This is a genomic window from Streptococcus oralis subsp. oralis, from assembly GCF_002096435.1.
Classification (GTDB): domain Bacteria; phylum Bacillota; class Bacilli; order Lactobacillales; family Streptococcaceae; genus Streptococcus; species Streptococcus oralis_AA.
In genome coordinates, this window is sequence record NZ_NCUI01000025.1 from 339,740 (window position 1) to 362,307 (window position 22,568).

Sequence of the window (22,568 nt, forward strand, 5' to 3'; positions counted from 1 at the left end):
TACCGCTTACTCATGTATGCGGATGAAAGGAATAGGAGAAAGATGGATAGACATTTTTTTGAGAAACGCTGTCACTATAGTATAAGAAAATTTGCAATCGGTGCAGCCTCCGTTATGATTGGTGCTAGTATCTTTGGCGCCAATATGGTTCAGGCGGCAGAAACAGCAACACCTTCAGAGACAGAGGGAAGTATCACTCATGTTCAAGCCCTGGATAAGTTACCAGATGATTTAGCCGCTGCGCTGGAAAAAGCAGATGCAGAAGCTGCAACAGAAGCAAGTCATGAAGAAACTCCAGCGACTGATGAGGGAACCAATCCTGCAGCAAGTGAAGAGGCAAAACCAGGGACAAGTCCCGCAAGTCCCAAGCCAGCAGAAACGCCCAAACCGGTTGAAACACCAAAGGCGGATAATCAACCTGCGGAAACCACTACACCAGCAGTAAAACCAGCTGAGAAGACAATCGAAGATAGAGAAGATGTCAACCATCTCGAAGGTGCTACTGCTCAGGCAAGCAACCATGAGACTGGGACCAACTTTACTGCAGATAAGGCTATCGATGGAGATGACAATACCCGTTGGGCTACAGATAGAGATGCAGTAAAACCAACTTTTGAATTAACTCTTCCCAAAACTACCCTTATCAAGCATGTAGAAATAGACTGGGATCGTCGTCTTCGTAATGGGCAAAATGATCCAAATATCAAATCTTGGAGTCTCTATTACGCAGGTCAAGAAGACGTGGGCGCTAACGGAGAAAAACAATGGAAACTCGCTCATACCAAGACTGGAGAACCTGTTTTAGATGAGAAAGTAGATCTAGCAGAAAGTATCAAAGCTAAATATCTTAAGTTAGAAATTAACGACTATCAAGCGGGCACAATGGGTTGGAGAAACGTTGGTATCCAAGAAATTCGAGCTTATTCAAACGTTCCGGACCATAGTAAGGTAACGGATATCCGCCAAGTAACCGAACTCACAGTAGCAGAAGATGAACAGTCTCTTGTCTTACCAACTTTACCAGGAAAAGTCAGTCTCATCGGAAGCAATAAACAAGGTGTAATTGACCTTCAAAATCACATCCATAAACCTCTGACAGATCAACGCGTCAAGGTCATGGTCCAACAAATCAGAGACAGTCATACTTTCACTAAGGAATTTGAAGTAGTCATCAAGGGCCTACATCAGGACGAAGGTGTGGGTGTGAAACCAAAAGTAGCACCAGCTGTTCAACAATGGTATGGGAAAGAAGGCCAATCTTCTATCACTTCAGATACAGTCCTTGCGACGGGTGATTCTGGCTTTGATCAGGCTGCAACCTTCTATCAGTCAGACCTTGCCAGCCGTGGATTGGAACTAGCAACAGGTGACAAGCAAGCTCAAAAACGAATCGAATTTAAAAAGGTTGAAAACAAGGGTTATGGTAAAGAAGGGTATGGCATCACTATCCAAAATGATGTGATTACCATCGAAGCTGCCACAAACACAGGAGCCTTCTACGCCACTCGTACTCTTCTTCAAATGGGAGAAACAGACCTACAAAATGGCGAAATTCGTGATTTCCCAAGTTTCAGCCACCGTGGCTTTATGTTGGATACAGGTCGTAAATTTATCCCTTACGACACCCTTGTGGACATCATGCTCAACATGGCTTACTACAAGATGAACGACTTGCAGTTGCACCTCAACGATAACTATATCTTCCTAAAGGAACACTTGGCAGGTAAGAATTTAAGTCCAGAAGAACAACTCAAGTATATCCTTGAACATGCTAAGACTGGTTTCCGTGTGGAGACAGATATTGTTGGTAAGAATGGTCAAAAATTGACATCAGATGAGCATTATACCAAGGAAGAAATGCAAAATCTGATTAAATTGGCCAAGGCTCTTCATATCAACCTAGTGCCAGAAATTGACACACCAGGTCACGCTCTATCATTTGTCAAAGTTCGTCCAGACCTTATGTATCAAGGTAGTTTGAGTGATTATGCAGGCAAGCACAATGTCGAGCGCGTAGCCATGCTAGACTTGGATAACAAGTACGAAGAAACTCTTAAATTTGTCAAATCAGTTTATGATAAACTCCTCGATGGTCCAGATGCACCACTTCATGGCGTGTCCACGGTTCATATCGGAACGGATGAATACTATGGCAGCAGAGAAAGTTATCGCCGCTATGTCAATGACCTTATCAAATACATTAAAGGAAAAGGTTACACCCCTCGTATCTGGGGGTCTCTCAGTGCGAAACGTGGGAACACACCTGTTGATTGGAACGGAGTAGAGGTTGATATCTGGAGTATCGGATGGCAACGACCAAATGAAGCCATTGCTCAGGGAGCTAAGATTATCAACATCACAGATGTACCGACCTATAGTGTGCCAAGTGGAAGCAATAGTCAAGCAGCCTACGGGGACTATGCTAACTACGAACGTCAGTACAATAGCTGGACACCAAATGATTTTAGAACAGGTGGAGGTCCACTTCTACCAGCTTCTCATCCAAGTATCCTTGGTGGTGGTCACGCAGTTTGGAATGATAATATCGACCTTCATGAGACCGGTTTGACCTCTTATGATATCTTTAAACGCTTCTTCAAGAGCATGCAAACCACTGCAGAACGCACTTGGGGATCTGACCGTGCAGCTGCGACCTTTGCAGAACGCACCCTACCAACGAGTCCTTATGCGCCACAGTCAAATCCTGATAAAGAGATTGATCAAAGCGACTTGTTTACCATCAATTCTGAAACAGTCAAGAACTATGCAAGCAAGAAGGTGAAGGCAAGCGAACAGGGATTGGCTTTTGAGAAAGACAGCAGTATCGAAGGCTTGGCAGGTGATGTTGGTCCAAGTCATGTCTTGAAGTTTGATGTAACCGTCACTGGAGACGGAGAACAAACCTTCTCAACAAGTGGGGACAACCGTATCTATCTAGCTGATAAAGACGGCTACCTTGCTTACCAGTTTGAACAGTTCCATATCCAATTTAATAAAAAACTTGAAAAGAACAAACGTTATCAAATATCCATCGTGACCAAACCACAATCTACAGAAGTCTATGTGGATGGTGAAAAGATTGAGCGTATTGCAAATCCAGCCCACCCTCGCTTTGCCCACAATAGCTTGGTACTACCGCTTGAAAGCATCGGTGGTTTCAAAGGAATCTTGCATAGCGCAGAGTTGTCAGACAAACCATTTGTAAATCCTCGTTTGATTTCAAATGATAAGATTACTGCAACCGCAAGCAGTCAGCAACTTCCAGGAAACGCAACTGAAGGCGCTGTTGAAAAGGCCTTTGACAATGATCCAAATACCTTCTGGCATACTAAGTGGACTGGTGACACTGCGCCATACACCCTTACTATGACCTTGAAAGAAGCAGAAAAAGTCAATGGTTTGACTTATCTCCCACGACCAGGTGGTGGAAATGGTGTCGTGACGCGCTACGAAATCTACGCACAAAAAGATGGCCAAATGGTCAAGGTTTCAGAAGGAAGCTGGGACAACAACGCCCAAGAAAAAACAGTCAACTTTACGGCGGTACATACAAACAAGATTGAGTTGAAAGTATTGGAAGGCGTTGGTGGTTTTGCAAGTGCAGCTGAAGTTCATCTATTGAAACCTGTTAAAGAAGAGCAAGAAACGCCTGCACCAAGTCAACCAGAAAAACCAACTACACCTGAAAAACCCAAAGTAGACCAAACAGGTGATGGAACAGTTGAATTGGCAGATCAATTCACTGCAAGTAAACCAGCTAGCGAAGACAGCATTGCAGCTGCTAGCAAGAGCGCAGACTATCTCAAGAAAGAGTACAAGGTCTTCCCAACTCCACAAAAAGTGACTTATGGCGAAGGTGTTACAGCCCTTCGTAAGCAAGTCAATCTAGTTATGGGTGATCAACTCGATATCTATACTCGTAATCGCTTGAAGAGTGTCTTGCAGGACAATCAAGTATCTTATACAACTGGTAAGGCAGCAATCGCTGGCGCAACCAATATCTATCTTGGAGTGCATGGACGAGGTTCACAAGCAGAGCAAAACTTGTCCAATGTTTCAGCAGGCCTCTTTGACAAGATTGACGCCTATGTCTTGAGCATCAAGGATAATTCGATTTCCATCGTCGGAAAAGACACAGATGCGGTCTTCTATGGTTTGACAACCTTGAAACACATGCTCAAGGAAAGCCAAGTGCCAGTCCTTCGCAATGTGACAGTAGAAGATTACGCAGAGCTCAAGAACCGTGGTTTCATCGAAGGTTACTATGGAAACCCATGGTCTAACGCAGATCGTGCAGAGCTCATGCGTTTTGGTGGCGATTTGAAATTGAACCAATACTTCTTTGCACCAAAAGATGATCCATACCACAACAAGAAATGGCGAGAACTCTATCCAGAAGAAAAACTAGCTGAAATTCGTGAACTTGCTCGTGTCGGAAATCAAAGTAAAACCCGCTATGTCTGGACTATCCATCCATTCATGAACAACCGCATCCGCTTTGGCAATGAAGCGCATTACCAAGAAGATTTGGCAACCATCAAGGCCAAATTTACCCAGTTGATGAAAGTGGGTGTCCGCGAATTTGGTATCCTTGCAGATGATGCACCAAGTCCAGTCGGAGGCTACAATAGCTACAACCGCTTGATGCAAGATATGACCAAGTGGTTGACTGAAATGCAGGGAACTTACAGTGGTCTTCGCAAAGAAATGATCTTTGTTCCTGGACAGTATTGGGGTAATGGACGTGAGGATGAGTTGAAATCCCTCAATGAAAATCTCCCAAGTTCAACATCCATGACCTTGACGGGTGGTAAGATTTGGGGTGAAGTCTCTGAAAGCTTCCTTTCAACTCTCAAGAACAATCTATCCGCAGGTGGCAAGACCTATCGCCCAGTTTCACTTTGGATTAACTGGCCTGTAACAGATAACTCTAAACAACACTTGATTCTAGGTGGTGGTGAGAAATTCCTTCATCCAAATGTGGATCCAAGTTTGCTATCGGGTATCATGTTGAACCCAATGCAACAGTCTGAACCATCTAAGATTGCCCTCTTTGCAGGAGCTCAATACTCATGGAAACAGTGGAAATCAGAAGAAGAAGCTAAGAAAATCAATGACATTGCCTTCAACTTTGTAGAAAATGGTCATTTTGAAGATAGCAAGGTATCAGCAGCCTTCCGCGAACTTGGTAAGCACATGATCAACCAAAACATGGATAATCGTGTCGTCAAACTAGAAGAATCTGTAGACTTGGCTCCAAAATTAACAGACTTCATGACCAAGCTCAAAGCAGGTCAGGATGTGACTGCCGAACGTGCAGCCTTGCGAGCTGAATTTGCCAAGATTAAAGAAGCAGCCGAACTTTACAAAGCATCAGGCGACCAAAAGATGGTTGCCCAAATCCACTATTGGTTGGATAATGCAATCGACCAAATGAATGCTCTCGATGCCTTCCTTACAGGAACTGAAGCCATGGCTACAAACGATGCAGCTAAACTCTGGGATAGCTACTATAAAGGTTTGAAATTGTACGAACAGTCTCAAACTCACACCTTCCATTATGTAGACCATATGGAAAAGGCTGAATTGGGTGTTCAACATATTCGTCCATTTATCCTATCCCTGAAAGAAGTTCTAGCGTCTGAAGTTCAAAAAGTCTTGCATCCAGATCAAATCATCAGTACCTTTATTACCAATCGAACAGGTGTAGAAGGTGGTTTGGCAGAAGTAACGGATGGCGACTTGGCAACCCATGCGATTATTAAATCACCAAACAGCATCAAGACAGGTGATTATATTGGTATGAAGTTCAACAAGCCGGTAGCGATCCAAACCTTGACCTTTGCAATGGGAACGCAGGCAAATCCACGTGATACCTTTAGTAAGGCAGAAGTGCAGTATCAAGATGAAAATGACAACTGGGTAACTTTGAAAGAGCCAAGCTATGTCGGAAATGAATCCCTGCTTAAGTTTGAGAATCTCAACATCAAGGCTAAGGCAGTTCGCATGATTGCGACAGCAGACCGCGAGAACACTTGGTTTGCAGTTCAGGAAATTGCAGTTAACCGTTCAGTTGAAAAATCTCGTAGCCAACAAGCAACGACAGTTAGTCTAAGCTCAAACTTAGTTTACAAACTAAATACCTCAGCCCGTCAAATCACTGATGGCAAGGATAATACAGAAGCCATGATGGCAAATGCTGACGGTAGCAATACGACACCAGTAGATGCTTGGGCACAACTTGACCTCGGTGAAGTCAAGTCAATCACTAAAGTTCGTCTTCGCCAAGGAACGGGTGATAAGCTTGCCGCAGGTGTACTTGAGTACTCTACAGATGGAACTTCATGGCAAGAGTTGGATCGCCTATCAGGAGAACAAACCAAGGAAGTGACCAGAGCGATCAATGCTCGTTACATCCGAGTACGCAATACCAAGGCCCTCGACCTCTGGTGGCGTATCCAAGACTTCTCTGTTGAGACACGCTCTGGAAATAGTGAGTTAACAGACACCAACGTCGACGCCTTGAAGGAAACACCAGTAGTGGATAGCTTGGGCAGTTACGAACTTCAAATTCCAGCTGGAACTAAACTCCCTGCTCATAGCTATCTAGGTATGAAGCTTGACCGTATCCATCAAATCAAGAGCATCCAGCTCCAAGGTCAGGCAAACCCTGCTCTTACTCTAGAGTACTCTGCAAATGCGCAAGAATGGACGCCAGCTAGCCAGTTGACAGACAGATCTGTAGTGAGTCACTTGGTACGTTATGTTCGTCTGGTCAATAAAACAGATCAGGAACAAGCTGTGACAGCCACTTCTCTCCTTGTGACGACCAAAGAAGTACAACCAACCAAACTAGAATCTACAACTATGGGCATTCATCCAACATACGGAAGCAATGATGTTCGTAAACTGAACAACCTAGATCAACTATTTGACGGTGTTTACAACAACTTCGTTGAGTTTTCAGACTATGCCCATAAAGATGGCCACGTAACCTTGAAACTGGGTAGCGAACGTACCATCAAGAAGATCAGAGCCTACATCCAAGACGGAACTCAAAACTACCTTCGTGATGGTAAGATTCAAGTCAGCCAAGACGGTAAAACTTGGACAGATGTCGTGACAGTGGGAGATGGTGTGGCCAATAGCCAACACGATGATTCATTGACAGATGGTTGGACACATGATTCTAAGATGCCAGGAAATCGCTACATCGAAGGAGAATTGACGACACCAGTTAAAGCTAACTATCTCCGTGTTCTCTATACGGCAGACTATGATGCCCGGTTTGTAGGCTTTACAGAATTGGTCATCAATGATGGCGAATTTGTCAAACCAATCAATGATCCAACAGTAGAAGGAAGTAGTGGAGAAAGCCAAGGCAACCTTTATAATAATCTTGTAGACGGCAAAGTCTTGACCAGCTACAAGTCTGAAAAAGACAAGGGCGAATTGGTGTATCACTTATCTGAGCCAACCAATGCCAACCACCTTCGTCTCGTTTCCAGTCTTCCTGAAGGAGCGAAAGCACGTGTTCTTGCTAGAACACTCAAGGATGGTCAAGACAGTTGGACAGACCTCGGTGCCATTACATCTAGTCTCCAAACCTTCGCTATCCGAAATGGTGGCTCTCTTCTAGACGTCAAATTAGTCTGGGAAGGTGGCAAGGCTGAGTTTTATGAATTGGCGAGCTTCTATCAAGAATTGACAGAAGAATCGGTTCAATCAAGCAAGGGTGAAGAACCAGCACCCGTTCTTGAGATTCCTGAATTCACAGGTGGTGTGAATGCGGTTGAAGCGGCAGTGCATGAGGTACCAGAATACACAGGCCCACTTGGGACAGCTGGAGACCAAGCGGCACCGACAGTTGAGAAGCCTGAGTTTAAGGGTGGTGTCAATGCAGTTGAAGCCCTAGTACATGAACTTCCAGAGTACACAGGACCATTATCGACAGTAGGCGATCAAGCCGCTCCAACAGTAGAGAAACCTGAGTTTAAGGGTGGTGTCAATGCAGCTGAAGCCTTGGTACATGAGCTTCCAGAGTACACAGGATCATTATCGACAGTAGGCGATCAAGCCGCTCCAACAGTAGAGAAACCTGAGTTTAAACTTAGCTCTTTAGCTTCCGATCAAGGTAAGACGCCAGATTATAAGCAAGAAATAGCTAGACCAGAAACAGCTGAACAAATCTTGCCAGCAACTGGTGAGAGTCAATCTGACACAGCCCTCTTCCTAGCAGGAGTTAGCCTAGCCCTATCTGCTCTCTTTGTAGCAAAAACAAAGAAAGACTAGTATTTAGTAAAACCTCTTAACAAGATTACGAAATCCGTTTCCTATCTTTCCCAATGAGGTTTATAGTACAGAAAAAGCCTGAGAAGATGTCTTCTCAGGCTTTTGTTAAGCAGATAGATGCAATAGTGCTATGAAAAAATCACCCAGATTTTTCTGGGTGATAAATGTTATGGTTGTGCTGGTTGAGGATTCTGATTTTGGTTCTGGTTTTGTTGACCAGGCGTTGTATTTGGTTGCTGGCTATTGGTATTATTGTTTGCACTATTATTCGTGCTTGGAGTAGATGAGCTTGACTGTGAAGTTGAACTTTCTGATGTCGAGCTCGAACTTTCAGGTGTTGGAGCCTGTTGCGGAGCAGGAGCAGTCCATGCAGAACGAGCACCGTTTTTAAAGACGAACTCACCACTTCGATAGAGACCTTCTGGCATAGTCCAGTCGCCAGGGTTGTTATCCTCAGACAGATAAGTCATCATTGAACGGTAAACCTTAGCTGCAACATAGAAGCCATCACCAACGATAGGAGTAAGGCGGTTTGAGTAACCTGTCCACACAGCCATTGAATATTTGCGAGTATAACCAACAAACATTTCGTCTGGAGCTACATAACCAGTATTTTTGATGTAGTTTTCAATTTCATCATCTGTATAGTTTGATGTACCAGTCTTACCAGCTTGAGGTAGCCAAGGGAGATAAGCACCACGACCCGTTCCGTATGCCAAGACAGTCTTCATCATTTCTGTCATCATATAGGCGGTCGTCTCTTTCATGGCACGAGTACCAGGATCAGCGTATTCTTTTGAGCTACCATCGCTAAAGACGATTTTATTGATATACATTGGTTTATGGTAGATACCACCGTTAGCAAAAGCAGCGTAAGCAGCAGCCATTTTCTCACTACTTGCTCCGTACTTTTTGTTTGACTCAGTCGTATTACTTGAAATCGCGTTGGCATAATGCATATCTGGATAGTCAATACCGATTCCATTTAGGAAGGTCTTGGCTCTATCTAAACCGACTTTGTTCAAGGTTTCTACGGCTGTAACGTTCCGTGATTGTTGGAGCGCATATTGGATGGTGATGTTTCCAAAATAACTTCTATCCCAGTTGTAAACAGGGGTATCTGTTCCAGGATAGTTGTATGGAACATCATGTACAATCGAAGCAGTTGAGTCGTAGATGTCATACTCCAAGGCAGGAGCATAGTCTGTGATCGGCTTCATGGTAGAACCCCAGTCACGGTTGGTTTCAACAGCTTGGTTGATTCCGAAGGAAACATTGCTTGATTGGTGACGAGAACCTAACTGAGCAATAACTTTCCCATTTGTCACATCCACAATCGTTGAAGCTACTTGCATTTCATCATCAGGATAGTTGACATACTCGTCGGTATTGTAGATATCCCAGAGATGTTGTTGAACTTTAGGATCAACGTTGGTGTAGACGTCCATACCAGTTGTTAAGAGGTTGTAGCCTGTTTCTTGTTCGACTTGATCGATTACCTCTTTGAGATAGTTGTCCATGTATGGAGGATAACTATTAGCCGATTTTAGACTTTGAAGTCCATCTGTAATCGGAGTATTAATCGCTTTTTCATATTGCTCAGCTGAAATGTAACCTTGCCCCTTCATCTCAGAGAGGACGAGATTACGACGTTCTTGAGCGGCTTCTGGATGCGAGTATGGATCATACTGGTTTGGAGCCTGAGGCATACCAGCAAGGAGAGCCAGTTGAGGAATACTTAAATCTTTGAGATCCTTGCCATAGTAACTTTGGGCAGCTGTCTGCATTCCGTAGTTACCGTTTGACATGTAAACCTTGTTGATGTAGTAGGTCAAGATCTCTTGTTTAGTCGCTTTTTGTTCTAGCTGAACAGCTAACCAAGCTTCCTGGGCCTTACGAGAAAGAGTCTGATCAGAAGTTGACGTAGAGAAGTAAGTTAATTTAATCAACTGCTGTGTCAAGGTGGAAGCTCCTTGCAGACCTCCACCACCACGAAGGTTTCGGAGGGTAGCACCTAGGATACGGATCGTGTCGATTCCTCGGTGATTAAAGAAGCGATGGTCCTCAATCGAAACAATAGCGTTGACCAAATCGGTCGGTATTTCGTTTGCTTGGGCATTGACCCGACGTTCCGATCCAAGATCAGCGATAAGCTCGTCATTGCTATCATAGATCTTACTTGACGTTGTAGCGACTAGTTTACTTTCAGAAAGTTCGGGAGCCTTGTTAACATAGTAGAGGAAGAGACCTCCACCTAGCATTACAGCTGCGATAAATACAGTTAAGAGACTGATACTGACATACTTAGCTATTCGCAGAAAAGTTTGTTTGTTCATCTTGTTTTACCACCTAGTAAATGTTCTTTGATAATGTCGAGATAGGGAATTTGAGGAAAGGCACCAGGCTCAATCCTATATCCATTTTCTCGAATATATCCAAGTGGCATTGACTTCTGTCCCTTATCCTGATGATAGAAACGGATCAAGTCAATAGCCGGTAATAAGTAGGTTTCTTGCTGAGAAGAAAAGTGAAGGAGTACAAAGCAGATTCCTTGCTGGGCAAGGACTTGTTCCATATGCTGGATCTGATGGAGATGAAAATTCTTCATCGGTATTGCATGTTTTTGCCTGGTTTCCTTTGCTTCAAAGTCGATGTAGTATCCATCATAAACCCCTGAATAGTCAGTAGTTGAGGCTTGTCTAAAGTAGGCTTCAACGATCTTGGCACGACTTCTTTGGGGATAGTCGACACGTACGATTTGGATGGGAGTCGGTTTCTTGTGAATAACAGCTAACCCATGCGACAAATAGTAGTCGTTCGTAGCATTGATCATCTTTTCAAAAGACATTCCCCGATTTGCGAAATTTTTAGTTTGTGACAGGGGTGCTTGCCTCTTTTGAGATGAAATTTTATGTGGATAGTTGACCATAATTCTCCTTATTGGTACAATAACATCACTCTATTATATCATAAATTTACAAAGAAAGGGTTAAAAATGACATCAGCCTTGATTTTAGGCTATTCAGCCTTCGACCTTGGTCTCTTTAATGACAAGGATATTCGCGTTGATATTATTAAAACAGCCATTCGGAGAGACCTGGAACGTCTAGCTGAGGATGGGGTGACATGGCTTGTCTTTACAGGGACTTTGGGCTTTGAGTACTGGGCGCTTCAGGTAGCGAAAGAAATGAAAGCAGATTATGGATTTCAGCTGGCGACCATTTTTGATTTTGAAACCCATGGCAGTAATTGGAATGAAGCAAATCAAGCGAAATTGAGTGAGTTCAAGCAGGTTGATTTTGTCAAATACGCCTATCCACAATATGAGCACAAGGGACAACTACGCGATTATCAGAAATTTCTGCTGGAAAATACAGATACTTGTTACCTTTTTTACGACGAAGAAAACGAAACCAAGTTACGATATTTTTACCAAATGATGAAAAATCAAGCGGACTATGTTACAAGAAGATTAACATTTGAGGACTTGAATGAAATAGTAGAAAATTTTTCTGAAAAGTAAGCCTTTGACCTTGATTTTTACTTGTCTTTTTTTATATAATAATACTAGTAACCCAGAATGGAGAGAGACATGGCAAGTATTATATTTTCAGCGAAAGATATTTTTGAACAAGAATTTGGACGTGAAGTACGTGGATACAGCAAAGCAGAGGTAGATGAATTCCTAGATGATGTGATTAAGGATTATGAAACCTACGCAGCTTTGGTCAAATCCCTTCGTCAAGAGATTGCTGATTTGAAGGAAGAATTATCTCGTAAACCGCAGGTGGCTCCAACTCAACCAGACTCTATTGAAGTAACAGCTTCTACTTCAATGACAAACTTTGATATTTTGAAACGCTTAAATCGTCTCGAAAAAGAAGTATTTGGTAAGCAAATCTTAGACAACCAAGATTTATAATTGACTAAGGAATGAGTGCAATTTTTGGATAATCGCGTGAAGAGGTTCTCTTTTCATGAGGAAAGTCCATGCTAGCACAGGCTGTGATGCCTGTAGTGTTTGTGCTAGGCGAATCCATAAGCCTAGGGACGAGAAATCGTTACGGCAGTCGAAATGGCTAAGTCTTCGGATAGGTCAGAATAGGCTTGAAAGTGCCACAGTGACGGAGTCTTTCTGGAAACAGAGAGAGTGGAACGCGGTAAACCCCTCAAGCTAGCAACCCAAATTTTGGTCGGGGCATGGAGTGCACGGAAACGAACGTAGTACTCTGACTGCTAGCAGATTTATGCTGTTAGCGGTAGACAGATGATTATCGAAGGAAGTGGTCCTAGTCACTTCTGGAACAAAACATGGCTTATAGAAAATTGCATATAGGTTGGGGCTGAGAAATCTTTCTCAACCTCATTTTTTAAAGTGAACAAGAGAAAGGTCTTGCAAGACTAGAAATGAAAGAACAATTTAATTTAATCGCAACTGCTGCGGCGGGTCTTGAGGCTGTCGTTGGACGTGAGGTGCGAGACCTTGGTTATGATTGCCAGGTTGAAAATGGGCGTGTCCGCTTTCAAGGAGATGTGAAGGCAATCATCGAGACCAACCTTTGGCTTCGCGCGGCGGATCGCATCAAGATTGTAGTCGGAAGTTTTCCAGCTAAGACTTTTGAAGAGCTTTTTCAAGGTGTTTTTGCTCTAGATTGGGAAAACTATCTTCCGTTAGGAGCACGTTTCCCGATATCAAAGGCAAAATGTGTGAAGTCTAAACTTCATAACGAGCCTAGTGTTCAGGCTATCTCTAAGAAGGCTGTTGTGAAGAAATTACAAAAACACTATGCCCGCCCAGAAGGAGTTCCCTTGATGGAAACTGGTCCCGAGTTTAAGATTGAGGTATCTATCCTGAAAGATGTGGCAACCGTCATGATTGATACTACAGGTTCTAGCCTTTTTAAACGCGGTTATCGTACGGAAAAGGGTGGAGCTCCTATCAAGGAAAATATGGCAGCGGCCATTTTACAACTCTCTAACTGGTATCCAGACAAGCCCTTGATTGATCCGACCTGTGGTTCAGGAACTTTCTGTATCGAGGCGGCTATGATTGCCAGAAAAATGGCTCCAGGCCTTCGCCGTTCCTTTGCTTTTGAGGGATGGAACTGGGTCAGCGATCGGTTAATCCAAGAAGTTCGCACAGAGGCGGCTAAGAAAATGGATCGTGAACTTGAGCTGGACATTATGGGCTGTGATATCGATGCTCGCATGGTGGAAATTGCTAAGGCAAATGCTCAAGCAGCAGGCGTCGCAGGTGATATCACCTTTAAGCAAATGCGGGTACAGGACTTGCGCACAGACAAGATTAATGGCGTTATCATTTCCAATCCACCATATGGGGAACGTTTGTCTGATGATGCAGGAGTTACCAAGCTCTATGCTGAGATGGGACAAGTCTTTGCACCACTGAAAACGTGGAGTAAGTTTATCCTGACGAGTGACGAAGCTTTTGAAAGCAAGTACGGAAGTCCAGCTGATAAAAAGCGAAAACTCTATAACGGGACCTTAAAAGTGGATTTGTATCAATACTTTGGTCAGCGTGTCAAACGCCAAGAGGTAAAATAGAAAGGTGAACTCATGAGTAAGAAAAGACGTGATCGTCATAAAAAAGGACATCAAGAACCACAATTCGACTTTGACGAAGCAAAAGACTTGACTGTTGGTCAAGTCATTCGTAAGAATGAAGAGGTCGAAGCAGGAGTATTGCCTGAGGACAGTATCTTAGACAAATACATCAAACAGCACCGTGAAGAAATCGAAGCCGACAAGTTTGAAACTCGTCAGTTTAAAAAAGAAGAGCTAGCTTCTACTCAAAACCTAGAGGAAATGATCCAAGAAGTTCGTGAATCAAATGAACCTTCTGATCAGGTAGACGATTCAGACGTGGTTGCTGAGGAATCTATTGAAGAGATAGAAAATGATGAGACTACTCAGTTTGTTCCCCCACTTCAAGATGAAGAAAATGCTGAAATAGAGCCTCTCGTTTTAATAGAAACAGAGCCCAAGGAAATAAATGAGGAACAAGAAGAGGAGACCTATACACCTCTATCACGTTCGGCTCAAACAGAACCTGAAACAGGCTCTAAGAAGAAAGGTGTCATCATCATTGCTTCGGTAGTAGCTGCAATCCTTGTGCTTGCTGGAACATATTATGTCTACAGTCAAGTATCTCGTTCAAACCAAGAAATCCAGTCTTCTCAAGCAGCTTCTTCGGATGATCAAGGGACACAAACAGCTTTGAAAGACTTCAATGATCTCTATGATACTTTCTATACAGATGCTAATAAGACAGCTCTGAAAAACAGCCAGTTTGATAAATTGAGCCAACTGAAAACCTTGCTAGATAAGTTAGAAGGTAGCCGTGATTATACACTAGCTAAGTCAAGATATGATAGCCTAGCAACTCAAATCAAGGCTATTCAAGATGTTAATGCCCTCTTTGAAAGTCCAGCTATTACGGACGGAGTCTTGGATACTAATGCTAAGGCCAAGGCGGATGCTAAATTTACAGAAATCAAGACAGGGAACACAGAACTAGACAAACTCTTGGATAAGGCCATTAGTCTTGGAAAGAGTCAACAAACCAGTGCTTCCAGCTCAAGTTCGAGCTCTAGCACGAGTCAAGCAAGCTCAAGTTCAGCTACAGAGAGCAATGCAAGCAGTACGACACCTTCAACAAGCACCGCGGCACCAGCTAGAGACACAAATGGTGGTTTGTCTGGCGATGGGGTTAATCTTCAAAGAAGTGCTAGTCGTGTACCTTACAACCAATCAGCTGTAGACGATAGCAACAACCCTGCTTGGACCTTTGCGGATGGTGTATTGGAACAAGTTCTAGCAACATCACGTGCTCGTGGCTATATCACTGGAAATCAATATATCCTAGAACGTGTCAATATCGTAAACGGAAATGGTTATTACAACCTCTATAAACCAGATGGAACCTATCTCTTCACCCTCAACTGTAAGACAGGTTACTTTGTAGGGAATGGTTCTGGTCATGCAGATGACTTGGACTATTAGGACTCCGTTACAAAATTCTTTCCTTTCATAGGTAAAAATGATAAAATAAAACATATTAAACAAGAGGAGTGTCACATGACAAAAGCTAACTTTGGTGTCGTTGGTATGGCCGTAATGGGTCGTAACCTTGCCCTAAATATCGAATCTCGTGGTTATACAGTTGCCATTTACAACCGTAGTAAAGAAAAAACAGAAGACGTAATTGCTTGCCATCCTGAAAAGAACTTTGTGCCAAGCTATGACGTTGAAAGCTTTGTAAACTCAATCGAAAAACCTCGTCGTATCATGCTGATGGTTCAAGCTGGACCTGGTACAGACGCAACTATCCAAGCTCTTCTTCCCCACCTCGACAAGGGAGATATATTGATTGATGGAGGAAACACTTTCTACAAAGATACCATCCGTCGTAACGAAGAACTAGCAAACTCAGGTATCAACTTTATCGGTACAGGAGTTTCTGGTGGTGAAAAAGGTGCCCTTGAAGGGCCTTCTATCATGCCTGGTGGACAAAAAGAAGCCTACGAATTGGTTGCGGATGTTCTCGAAGAAATCTCAGCTAAAGCACCAGAAGATGGCAAACCATGTGTGACTTACATCGGTCCTGATGGAGCTGGTCACTATGTAAAAATGGTCCACAACGGTATCGAGTATGGTGACATGCAATTGATCGCAGAAAGCTATGACTTGATGCAACACTTGCTTGGCCTTTCTGCAGAAGACATGGCTGAAATCTTTACTGAGTGGAACAAGGGTGAATTGGATAGCTACTTGATCGAAATCACAGCTGATATCTTGAGCCGTAAAGATGATGAAGGCCAAGATGGACCAATCGTAGACTACATCTTGGATGCTGCAGGAAACAAAGGAACTGGTAAATGGACTAGCCAATCAGCTCTTGACCTTGGTGTGCCATTGTCACTGATTACGGAGTCAGTATTTGCTCGCTACATCTCTACATACAAAGAAGAGCGTGTACATGCTAGCAAGGTCCTTCCAAAACCAGCTACTTTCAAATTTGAAGGAGACAAGGCTGAGTTGATCGAAAAGATTCGTCAAGCCCTTTACTTCTCAAAAATCATTTCATACGCACAAGGTTTCGCACAATTGCGTGTAGCTTCTAAAGAAAATAACTGGAACTTGCCATTTGCGGACATCGCATCTATCTGGCGTGATGGCTGTATCATCCGTTCTCGTTTCTTGCAAAAGATTACAGATGCCTACAACCGTGATGCAGACCTTGCAAACCTTCTCTTGGATGAATACTTCTTGGATGTCACTGCCAAGTACCAACAAGCAGTTCGTGATATCGTAGCTCTTGCTGTTCAAGCTGGTGTACCAGTGCCAACCTTCTCAGCAGCCATTACTTACTTTGATAGTTACCGTTCAGCTGACCTTCCTGCTAACTTGATCCAAGCGCAACGTGACTACTTTGGTGCCCACACTTACCAACGTAAAGACAAAGAAGGAACATTCCACTACTCTTGGTATGACGAAAAATAAGTAGGTCTGCCATGGGGAAACGGATTTTATTACTTGAGAAAGAACGAAATCTCGCTCATTTTCTCAGTCTGGAACTCCAAAAAGAGCAATATCGTGTTGATCTGGTAGAGGAGGGACAAAAAGCCATCTCCATGGCTCTCCAGACAGATTATGACTTGATTTTACTGAATGCTCGTCTGGGGGATATGACGGCCCAGGATTTTGCAGAGAGGCTAAGTCGGACAAAACCAGCCTCAGTGATTATGGTCTTAGACCATCGCGAAGAATTGCAAGACCAGATTGAGACAATCCAGCGCTTCGCCGTTTCTTACATCTATAAGCCAGTGATTATTGATCAGCTGGTGGCTCGTATTTCAGCGATTTTCCGAGGTCGGGACTTTATCGACCAACACTGTAGTCAGATGAAGGTCCCAACGTCTTACCGCAATTTGCGTATGGATGTAGAACATCATACCGTTTATCGTGGCGAGGAGATGATTGCTCTGACGCGCCGTGAGTATGACCTTTTGGCCACTCTCATGGGAAGCAAGAAGGTCTTGACTCGTGAGCAGTTGTTGGAAAGTGTTTGGAAGTACGAAAGTGCGACAGAAACCAATATCGTGGATGTTTATATCCGTTATCTACGTAGCAAGCTTGATGTAAAAGGTCAAAAAAGCTACATTAAAACCGTGCGTGGTGTTGGGTACACCATGCAAGAATAGAAAAGCAGTTGCAGTTGTGTAACTGCTTTTTTTGAGAAATTTCTATATATTGACATACAATAAAGTCTTTGCTACAATCAGTTATGGAGGAAAGATCTAATGAAATTTTTGAAAAAAATGTTGCAAGTTGTTCTAGCAGTCTTTTTCTTTGGTTTGCTAGCGACAAGTGTAGTATTGGCGGATGATGCTGATTCAGAAGGCTGGCAATTTGTCCAAGAAAATAGTAGAACCTACTACAAGAAGGGTGAGATCAAAGAAACCGCCTGGCGAGTGATTGATGGCAAGACCTATTATTTTGATCATGTATCAGGAGAGATGGTTGTCGGCTGGCAATATATCCCGTTTCCATCTAAAGGTAGTACAATTGGTCCTTACCCAAATGGTTTAAGATTAGAATATATGCCAATGCCAAAATGGTATTACTTTGGTCAAGATGGGGTACTACAAGAATTTGTTGGCAAGCAAGTTTTAGAAGCAAAAACTGCTACAAATACCAACAAACATCATGGGGAACAATATGATAGCCCAGCAGAGAAACGAGTCTATTATTTTGAAGATCAGCGTAGCTATCACACTTTAAAAACCGGTTGGATTTATGACGAAGGGCATTGGTATTATTTACAGAAGAGTGGTGGCTTTGATGCTCGTATCAACAGTTTAACGGTTGGGGAGCCAGTGCGTGGTTGGGCCAAGGATTATTCTCTTCTATATGATGAAGAGGAAATAAAAGCGGCTCCATGGTACTACCTAGACCCAGAAACTGGCATTATGCAAACTGGTTGGAAATATCTTGGCAATAAGTGGTACTACCTCCGTTCATCAGGTGCAATGGCAACTGGTTGGTATCAGGAAGGCTCCACTTGGTATTATTTAGATGAACCAAATGGTGATATGAAAACGGGCTGGCAATACCTTGGTAACAAATGGTACTATCTCCGTTCATCAGGAGCTATGGCGACTGGCTGGTATCAGGAAGGTTCGACTTGGTATTATCTAAATGCAAGTAATGGCGATATGAAGACTGGTTGGTTCCAGGTTAATGGTAAATGGTACTACGCTTACAGCTCAGGTGCTTTAGCAGTGAATACAACCGTAGATGGTTATTCTGTCAACTATAATGGCGAATGGGTCCAATAATGAAAGAAGCGATTGTGAAGGAAACAATCGCTTTTTTTGTGAAAATATAATAAAATAGATAGGAGAAAATACTACTGTATGAAATGAGACGGTCTTTCCGTCTGGTTAAAGGAAAACATGACAAAAAAAGTTGGTGTCGGTCAGGCACATAGTAAGATTATTTTAATAGGGGAGCATGCGGTCGTATACGGCTATCCTGCTATTTCTCTACCCCTCTTAGAGGTGGAAGTGACTTGTAAGGTAGTCCCTGCTGAAAGCCCGTGGCGTCTGTATGAGGAGGATACCTTGTCCATGGCGGTGTATGCCTCGTTAGAATATTTAGAGATTAAAGAAGCCTGCATTCGATGTGTGATTGACTCGGCTATCCCTGAAAAACGGGGAATGGGTTCGTCAGCGGCTATCAGCATAGCGGCCATTCGTGCGGTTTTTGACTACTATCAAGCCGACCTGCCTCATGATGTATTGGAAATTCTGGTCAATCGGGCTGAGATGATTGCTCATATGAATCCGAGTGGTTTGGATGCCAAGACCTGTCTCAGTGACCAACCCATTCGCTTTATCAAGAATGTTGGTTTTACAGAACTTGAGATGAACCTATCTGCCTATTTGGTGATTGCAGATACAGGTGTGTATGGCCACACTCGTGAAGCCATCCAAGTGGTTCAAAGCAAGGGGAAGGATGCTCTACCGTTTTTGCATGCCTTGGGAGAATTGACCCAGCAAGCAGAAGATGCGATTAGACGAAAAGATGCTGAAAGACTGGGACAAATCCTTAGTCAAGCGCATTTACATTTAAAAGAAATTGGTGTCAGCAGTCCTGAGGCAGATTCCCTCGTTGAAACAGCTATGAGACACGGTGCTCTGGGAGCCAAGATGAGTGGTGGTGGACTTGGGGGCTGTATTATCGCCTTGGTAGCCAATCTGGACCAAGCACAAGAACTAGCAAAACGATTAGAAGAGAAAGGAGCTGTTCAGACATGGATCGAAAGCCTGTAACAGTACGTTCCTACGCAAATATTGCCATTATCAAATATTGGGGAAAGAAAAAAGAAAAAGAGATGGTTCCTGCTACTAGCAGTATCTCTCTTACTTTGGAAAATATGTACACAGAGACGACTTTGTCGCCTCTACCGACGGATGCGACTGCTGATGCCTTTTATATCAATGGTCAGCTTCAGAGTGAGGCTGAGCATGCCAAAATGAGCAAAATCATCGACCGATACCGTCCAGAAGGTGAGGGCTTTGTCCGTATTGATACCCAAAACAACATGCCGACTGCGGCTGGCTTGTCCTCTAGTTCTAGTGGTTTGTCCGCCTTGGTCAAGGCCTGCAATGCTTATTTCCAGCTTGGTTTGAATCGGAGCCAGTTGACGCAGGAGGCTAAGTTTGCCTCAGGTTCTTCCTCTCGCAGTTTTTATGGACCGCTAGGTGCCTGGGACAAGGATAGTGGAGAGATTTACCCTGTAGAGACAGATTTGAAACTAGCTATGATTATGTTGGTGCTGGAGGACAAGAAAAAACCAATCTCTAGCCGTGACGGGATGAAACTCTGTGTGGAAACCTCGACGACTTTTGCCGACTGGGTGCGCCAGTCTGAGAAGGATTATCAGGAGATGCTGGTTTATCTCAAAGAGAATGATTTTGCAAAGGTTGGGGAATTAACGGAGAAAAATGCCCTTGCTATGCACGCTACGACCAAAACAGCATCGCCAGCCTTTTCATATCTGACGGATGCGTCCTATGAAGCGATGGACTTTGTCCGTCAACTTCGCGAGCAAGGAGAAGCCTGCTACTTTACCATGGATGCTGGTCCCAATGTCAAGGTCCTCTGTCAAGAAGAAGACTTGGAGCATTTGTCAGAAATCTTCGGTCAACGTTACCGCCTGATTGTGTCAAAAACAAAGGATTTGAGTCAAGATGATAGCTGTTAAAACTTGCGGAAAACTCTATTGGGCAGGTGAATATGCTATTTTAGAGCCAGGGCAGTTGGCCTTGATAAAGGCGATACCTATCTATATGAGGGGAAAGATTGCCTTTTCTGATAGCTACCGTATCTATTCAGATATGTTTGATTTCGCAGTGGACTTGACGCCAAAACCTGACTACAGCTTGATTCAAGAAACGATTGCTTTAGTGGGAGATTTCCTCGTTTATCGTGGGCAAACCTTGAGACCTTTTTCTTTGGAAATCCGTGGCAAAATGGAACGGGAAGGCAAAAAGTTTGGTCTGGGTTCTAGTGGTAGCGTCGTTGTCTTGGTGATCAAGGCCCTGCTGGCTCTATATGATATTACGGTTGATCAGGAGCTCTTGTTCAAGCTGGCTAGCGCGGTCTTACTCAAGCGAGGAGACAATGGTTCTATGGGAGACCTTGCCTGTATCGTTGCAGAGGATTTGGTTCTCTACCAGTCATTTGAGCGCAAAAAGGTGGTTGCTTGGTTGCAAGAAGAAAGCTTGGCGACGGTTTTGGAGCGTGACTGGGGCTTTTCTATCTCACAAGTGCAACCGGGCCTAGAATGTGATTTCCTAGTGGGATGGACCAAGCAAGTGGCCGTATCGAGTCAAATGGTTAAGCAAATCAAGCAAAACATATGCCAGAATTTTTTAACTTCCTCAAAAGCAACGGTATCTGCTTTGGTAGAAGCCTTGGAGCAGGGGAATGCAGAAAAAATCATCGATCAGGTGGAAACAGCCAGTCAGCTTTTAGAAGGCTTGAGCCTAGATATATACACACCTTCGCTGAGACAGTTGAAAGAAGCCAGTCAAGATTTGCAGGCTGTTGCCAAGAGTAGTGGCGCTGGTGGTGGTGACTGTGGCATTGCCTTGAGTTTTGATGAGCAATCAACTGAAACCTTAAAAAATCGCTGGACCGATCTGGGGATTGAGCTCTTATACCAAGAAAGGATAGGACATGACGACAAATCGTAAGGACGAGCATATCCGCTATGCCCTTGAGCAGAAAAGTTCCTATAATAGCTTTGATGAGGTGGAGTTGATTCATTCTTCCCTGCCTCTTTATGACCTGGATGAGATTGATTTGTCTACAGAATTTGCAGGTCGCAAGTGGAACTTTCCTTTTTATATCAATGCCATGACAGGTGGGAGCGATAAGGGGAGAGAAATCAATCAAAAGCTGGCTCAGGTGGCAGAAGCCTGTGGGATTTTGTTTGTGACGGGATCTTATAGCGCAGCCCTAAAAAATCCTACAGATGACTCTTTTTCTGTCAAATCCAGCCATCCAAATCTCCTCCTTGGAACCAATATTGGATTGGACAAGCCTGTTGAGTTGGGACTTCAGACTGTAGAAGCGATGAATCCTCTTCTCCTGCAAGTGCATGTCAATGTCATGCAGGAATTGCTCATGCCAGAGGGAGAAAGAAAGTTCAGAAGCTGGCAATCGCATCTAGCAGATTATAGCAAGCGGATCCCTGTTCCAATCGTTTTAAAGGAAGTGGGCTTTGGGATGGATGTGAAGACTATCGAAAGAGCCTATGAACTGGGTGTTCGAACGGTTGACCTGTCGGGTCGTGGTGGTACTAGCTTTGCCTATATCGAAAATCGTCGCAGTGGTCATCGTGATTACCTCAATCAATGGGGGCAGTCTACTATGCAAGCCCTTCTCAATGCCCAAGACTGGAAAGACAAGGTCGAACTTTTGGTTAGCGGAGGGGTTCGAAATCCTCTTGATATGATTAAGTGCCTGGTCTTTGGTGCCAAGGCTGTGGGATTGTCTCGAACCGTTCTAGAGTTGATTGAAAGCTACACAGTCGAAGAAGTGATTGGCATTGTCCAAGACTGGAAAGAAGATCTGCGCTTGATCATGTGTGCCCTTAACTGTGCCACCATAGCGGATCTGCAAAACGTAGACTATATTCTTTACGGTAAACTAAAAGAAGCAAAAGATCAGATGTAGAGAGG

At 43.7% G+C, this 22,568-nt stretch carries 14 protein-coding genes and 1 other RNA gene; 13 read left to right on the forward strand and 2 right to left on the reverse strand.

Annotated features, from left to right (window positions below; genetic code table 11):
* Nucleotides 1–42 precede the first annotated feature (42 nt).
* Complete coding sequence (locus tag B7723_RS07915) at nucleotides 43–8,292, forward strand: SIALI-17 repeat-containing surface protein (RefSeq protein WP_084849929.1); 8,250 nt, start codon at nucleotides 43–45, stop codon at nucleotides 8,290–8,292.
* Between the two features lie 167 nt (nucleotides 8,293–8,459).
* Here the strand turns inward: B7723_RS07915 and pbp1a are convergent, their stop codons facing one another.
* Nucleotides 8,460–10,628 (reverse strand): penicillin-binding protein PBP1A, encoded by a 2,169-nt coding sequence (gene pbp1a / locus B7723_RS07920; RefSeq protein WP_084849928.1) that lies wholly within the window; start codon nucleotides 10,626–10,628, stop codon nucleotides 8,460–8,462.
* Nucleotides 10,625–11,221 carry a Holliday junction resolvase RecU gene (gene recU, locus B7723_RS07925; protein ID WP_000248756.1) on the reverse strand — a complete coding sequence of 199 codons (597 nt, stop codon included), beginning with the start codon at nucleotides 11,219–11,221 and terminating at the stop codon, nucleotides 10,625–10,627. Before recU ends, pbp1a begins: the two co-directional genes overlap by 4 nt.
* Nucleotides 11,222–11,287: 66 nt before the next feature.
* On the opposite strand from recU, the gene B7723_RS07930 reads away from it, so the two are divergent.
* From B7723_RS07930 to fni, 12 genes are all read left to right on the forward strand, one after another.
* Nucleotides 11,288–11,815: a DUF1273 domain-containing protein gene (locus tag B7723_RS07930; protein WP_049504860.1), complete on the forward strand. Its 528-nt coding sequence runs from the start codon at nucleotides 11,288–11,290 to the stop codon at nucleotides 11,813–11,815.
* A 69-nt stretch (nucleotides 11,816–11,884) separates the two neighbouring features.
* Complete coding sequence (gpsB, locus tag B7723_RS07935) at nucleotides 11,885–12,214, forward strand: cell division regulator GpsB (protein WP_007518509.1); 330 nt, start codon at nucleotides 11,885–11,887, stop codon at nucleotides 12,212–12,214.
* A gap of 20 nt (nucleotides 12,215–12,234) precedes the next feature.
* Nucleotides 12,235–12,616: RNase P RNA component class B (gene rnpB / locus B7723_RS07940), an RNA gene on the forward strand.
* An 83-nt stretch (nucleotides 12,617–12,699) separates the two neighbouring features.
* Nucleotides 12,700–13,857: a THUMP domain-containing class I SAM-dependent RNA methyltransferase gene (locus B7723_RS07945; protein ID WP_061421382.1), complete on the forward strand. Its 1,158-nt coding sequence runs from the start codon at nucleotides 12,700–12,702 to the stop codon at nucleotides 13,855–13,857.
* A 12-nt stretch (nucleotides 13,858–13,869) separates the two neighbouring features.
* Nucleotides 13,870–15,315 (forward strand): cell division site-positioning protein MapZ, encoded by a 1,446-nt coding sequence (gene mapZ / locus B7723_RS07950; RefSeq protein WP_084849927.1) that lies wholly within the window; start codon nucleotides 13,870–13,872, stop codon nucleotides 15,313–15,315.
* Nucleotides 15,316–15,390: 75 nt separating this feature from the next.
* Complete coding sequence (gene gndA, locus B7723_RS07955; protein ID WP_061587344.1) at nucleotides 15,391–16,815, forward strand: NADP-dependent phosphogluconate dehydrogenase; 1,425 nt, start codon at nucleotides 15,391–15,393, stop codon at nucleotides 16,813–16,815.
* Nucleotides 16,816–16,826: 11 nt separating this feature from the next.
* Nucleotides 16,827–17,516 (forward strand): response regulator transcription factor, encoded by a 690-nt coding sequence (locus B7723_RS07960; protein WP_084849926.1) that lies wholly within the window; start codon nucleotides 16,827–16,829, stop codon nucleotides 17,514–17,516.
* A gap of 99 nt (nucleotides 17,517–17,615) precedes the next feature.
* The gene (cbpF, locus tag B7723_RS07965; RefSeq protein WP_084849925.1) at nucleotides 17,616–18,653 is read left to right on the forward strand and encodes a choline-binding protein CbpF; all 1,038 of its coding nucleotides are present in this window, start codon (nucleotides 17,616–17,618) and stop codon (nucleotides 18,651–18,653) included.
* Between the two features lie 117 nt (nucleotides 18,654–18,770).
* Nucleotides 18,771–19,649 carry a mevalonate kinase gene (gene mvk / locus B7723_RS07970; RefSeq protein WP_084849924.1) on the forward strand — a complete coding sequence of 293 codons (879 nt, stop codon included), beginning with the start codon at nucleotides 18,771–18,773 and terminating at the stop codon, nucleotides 19,647–19,649.
* Entirely contained in the window at nucleotides 19,631–20,584 is a 954-nt protein-coding gene (gene mvaD / locus B7723_RS07975) for a diphosphomevalonate decarboxylase (protein ID WP_084849923.1), read from the forward strand. The genes mvk and mvaD overlap by 19 nt, the downstream gene beginning before the upstream one ends.
* Nucleotides 20,571–21,578 carry a phosphomevalonate kinase gene (locus tag B7723_RS07980; protein ID WP_084849922.1) on the forward strand — a complete coding sequence of 336 codons (1,008 nt, stop codon included), beginning with the start codon at nucleotides 20,571–20,573 and terminating at the stop codon, nucleotides 21,576–21,578. The genes mvaD and B7723_RS07980 overlap by 14 nt, the downstream gene beginning before the upstream one ends.
* Nucleotides 21,562–22,563: a type 2 isopentenyl-diphosphate Delta-isomerase gene (gene fni / locus B7723_RS07985; protein WP_084849921.1), complete on the forward strand. Its 1,002-nt coding sequence runs from the start codon at nucleotides 21,562–21,564 to the stop codon at nucleotides 22,561–22,563. Before B7723_RS07980 ends, fni begins: the two co-directional genes overlap by 17 nt.
* Nucleotides 22,564–22,568: the final 5 nt, after the last annotated feature.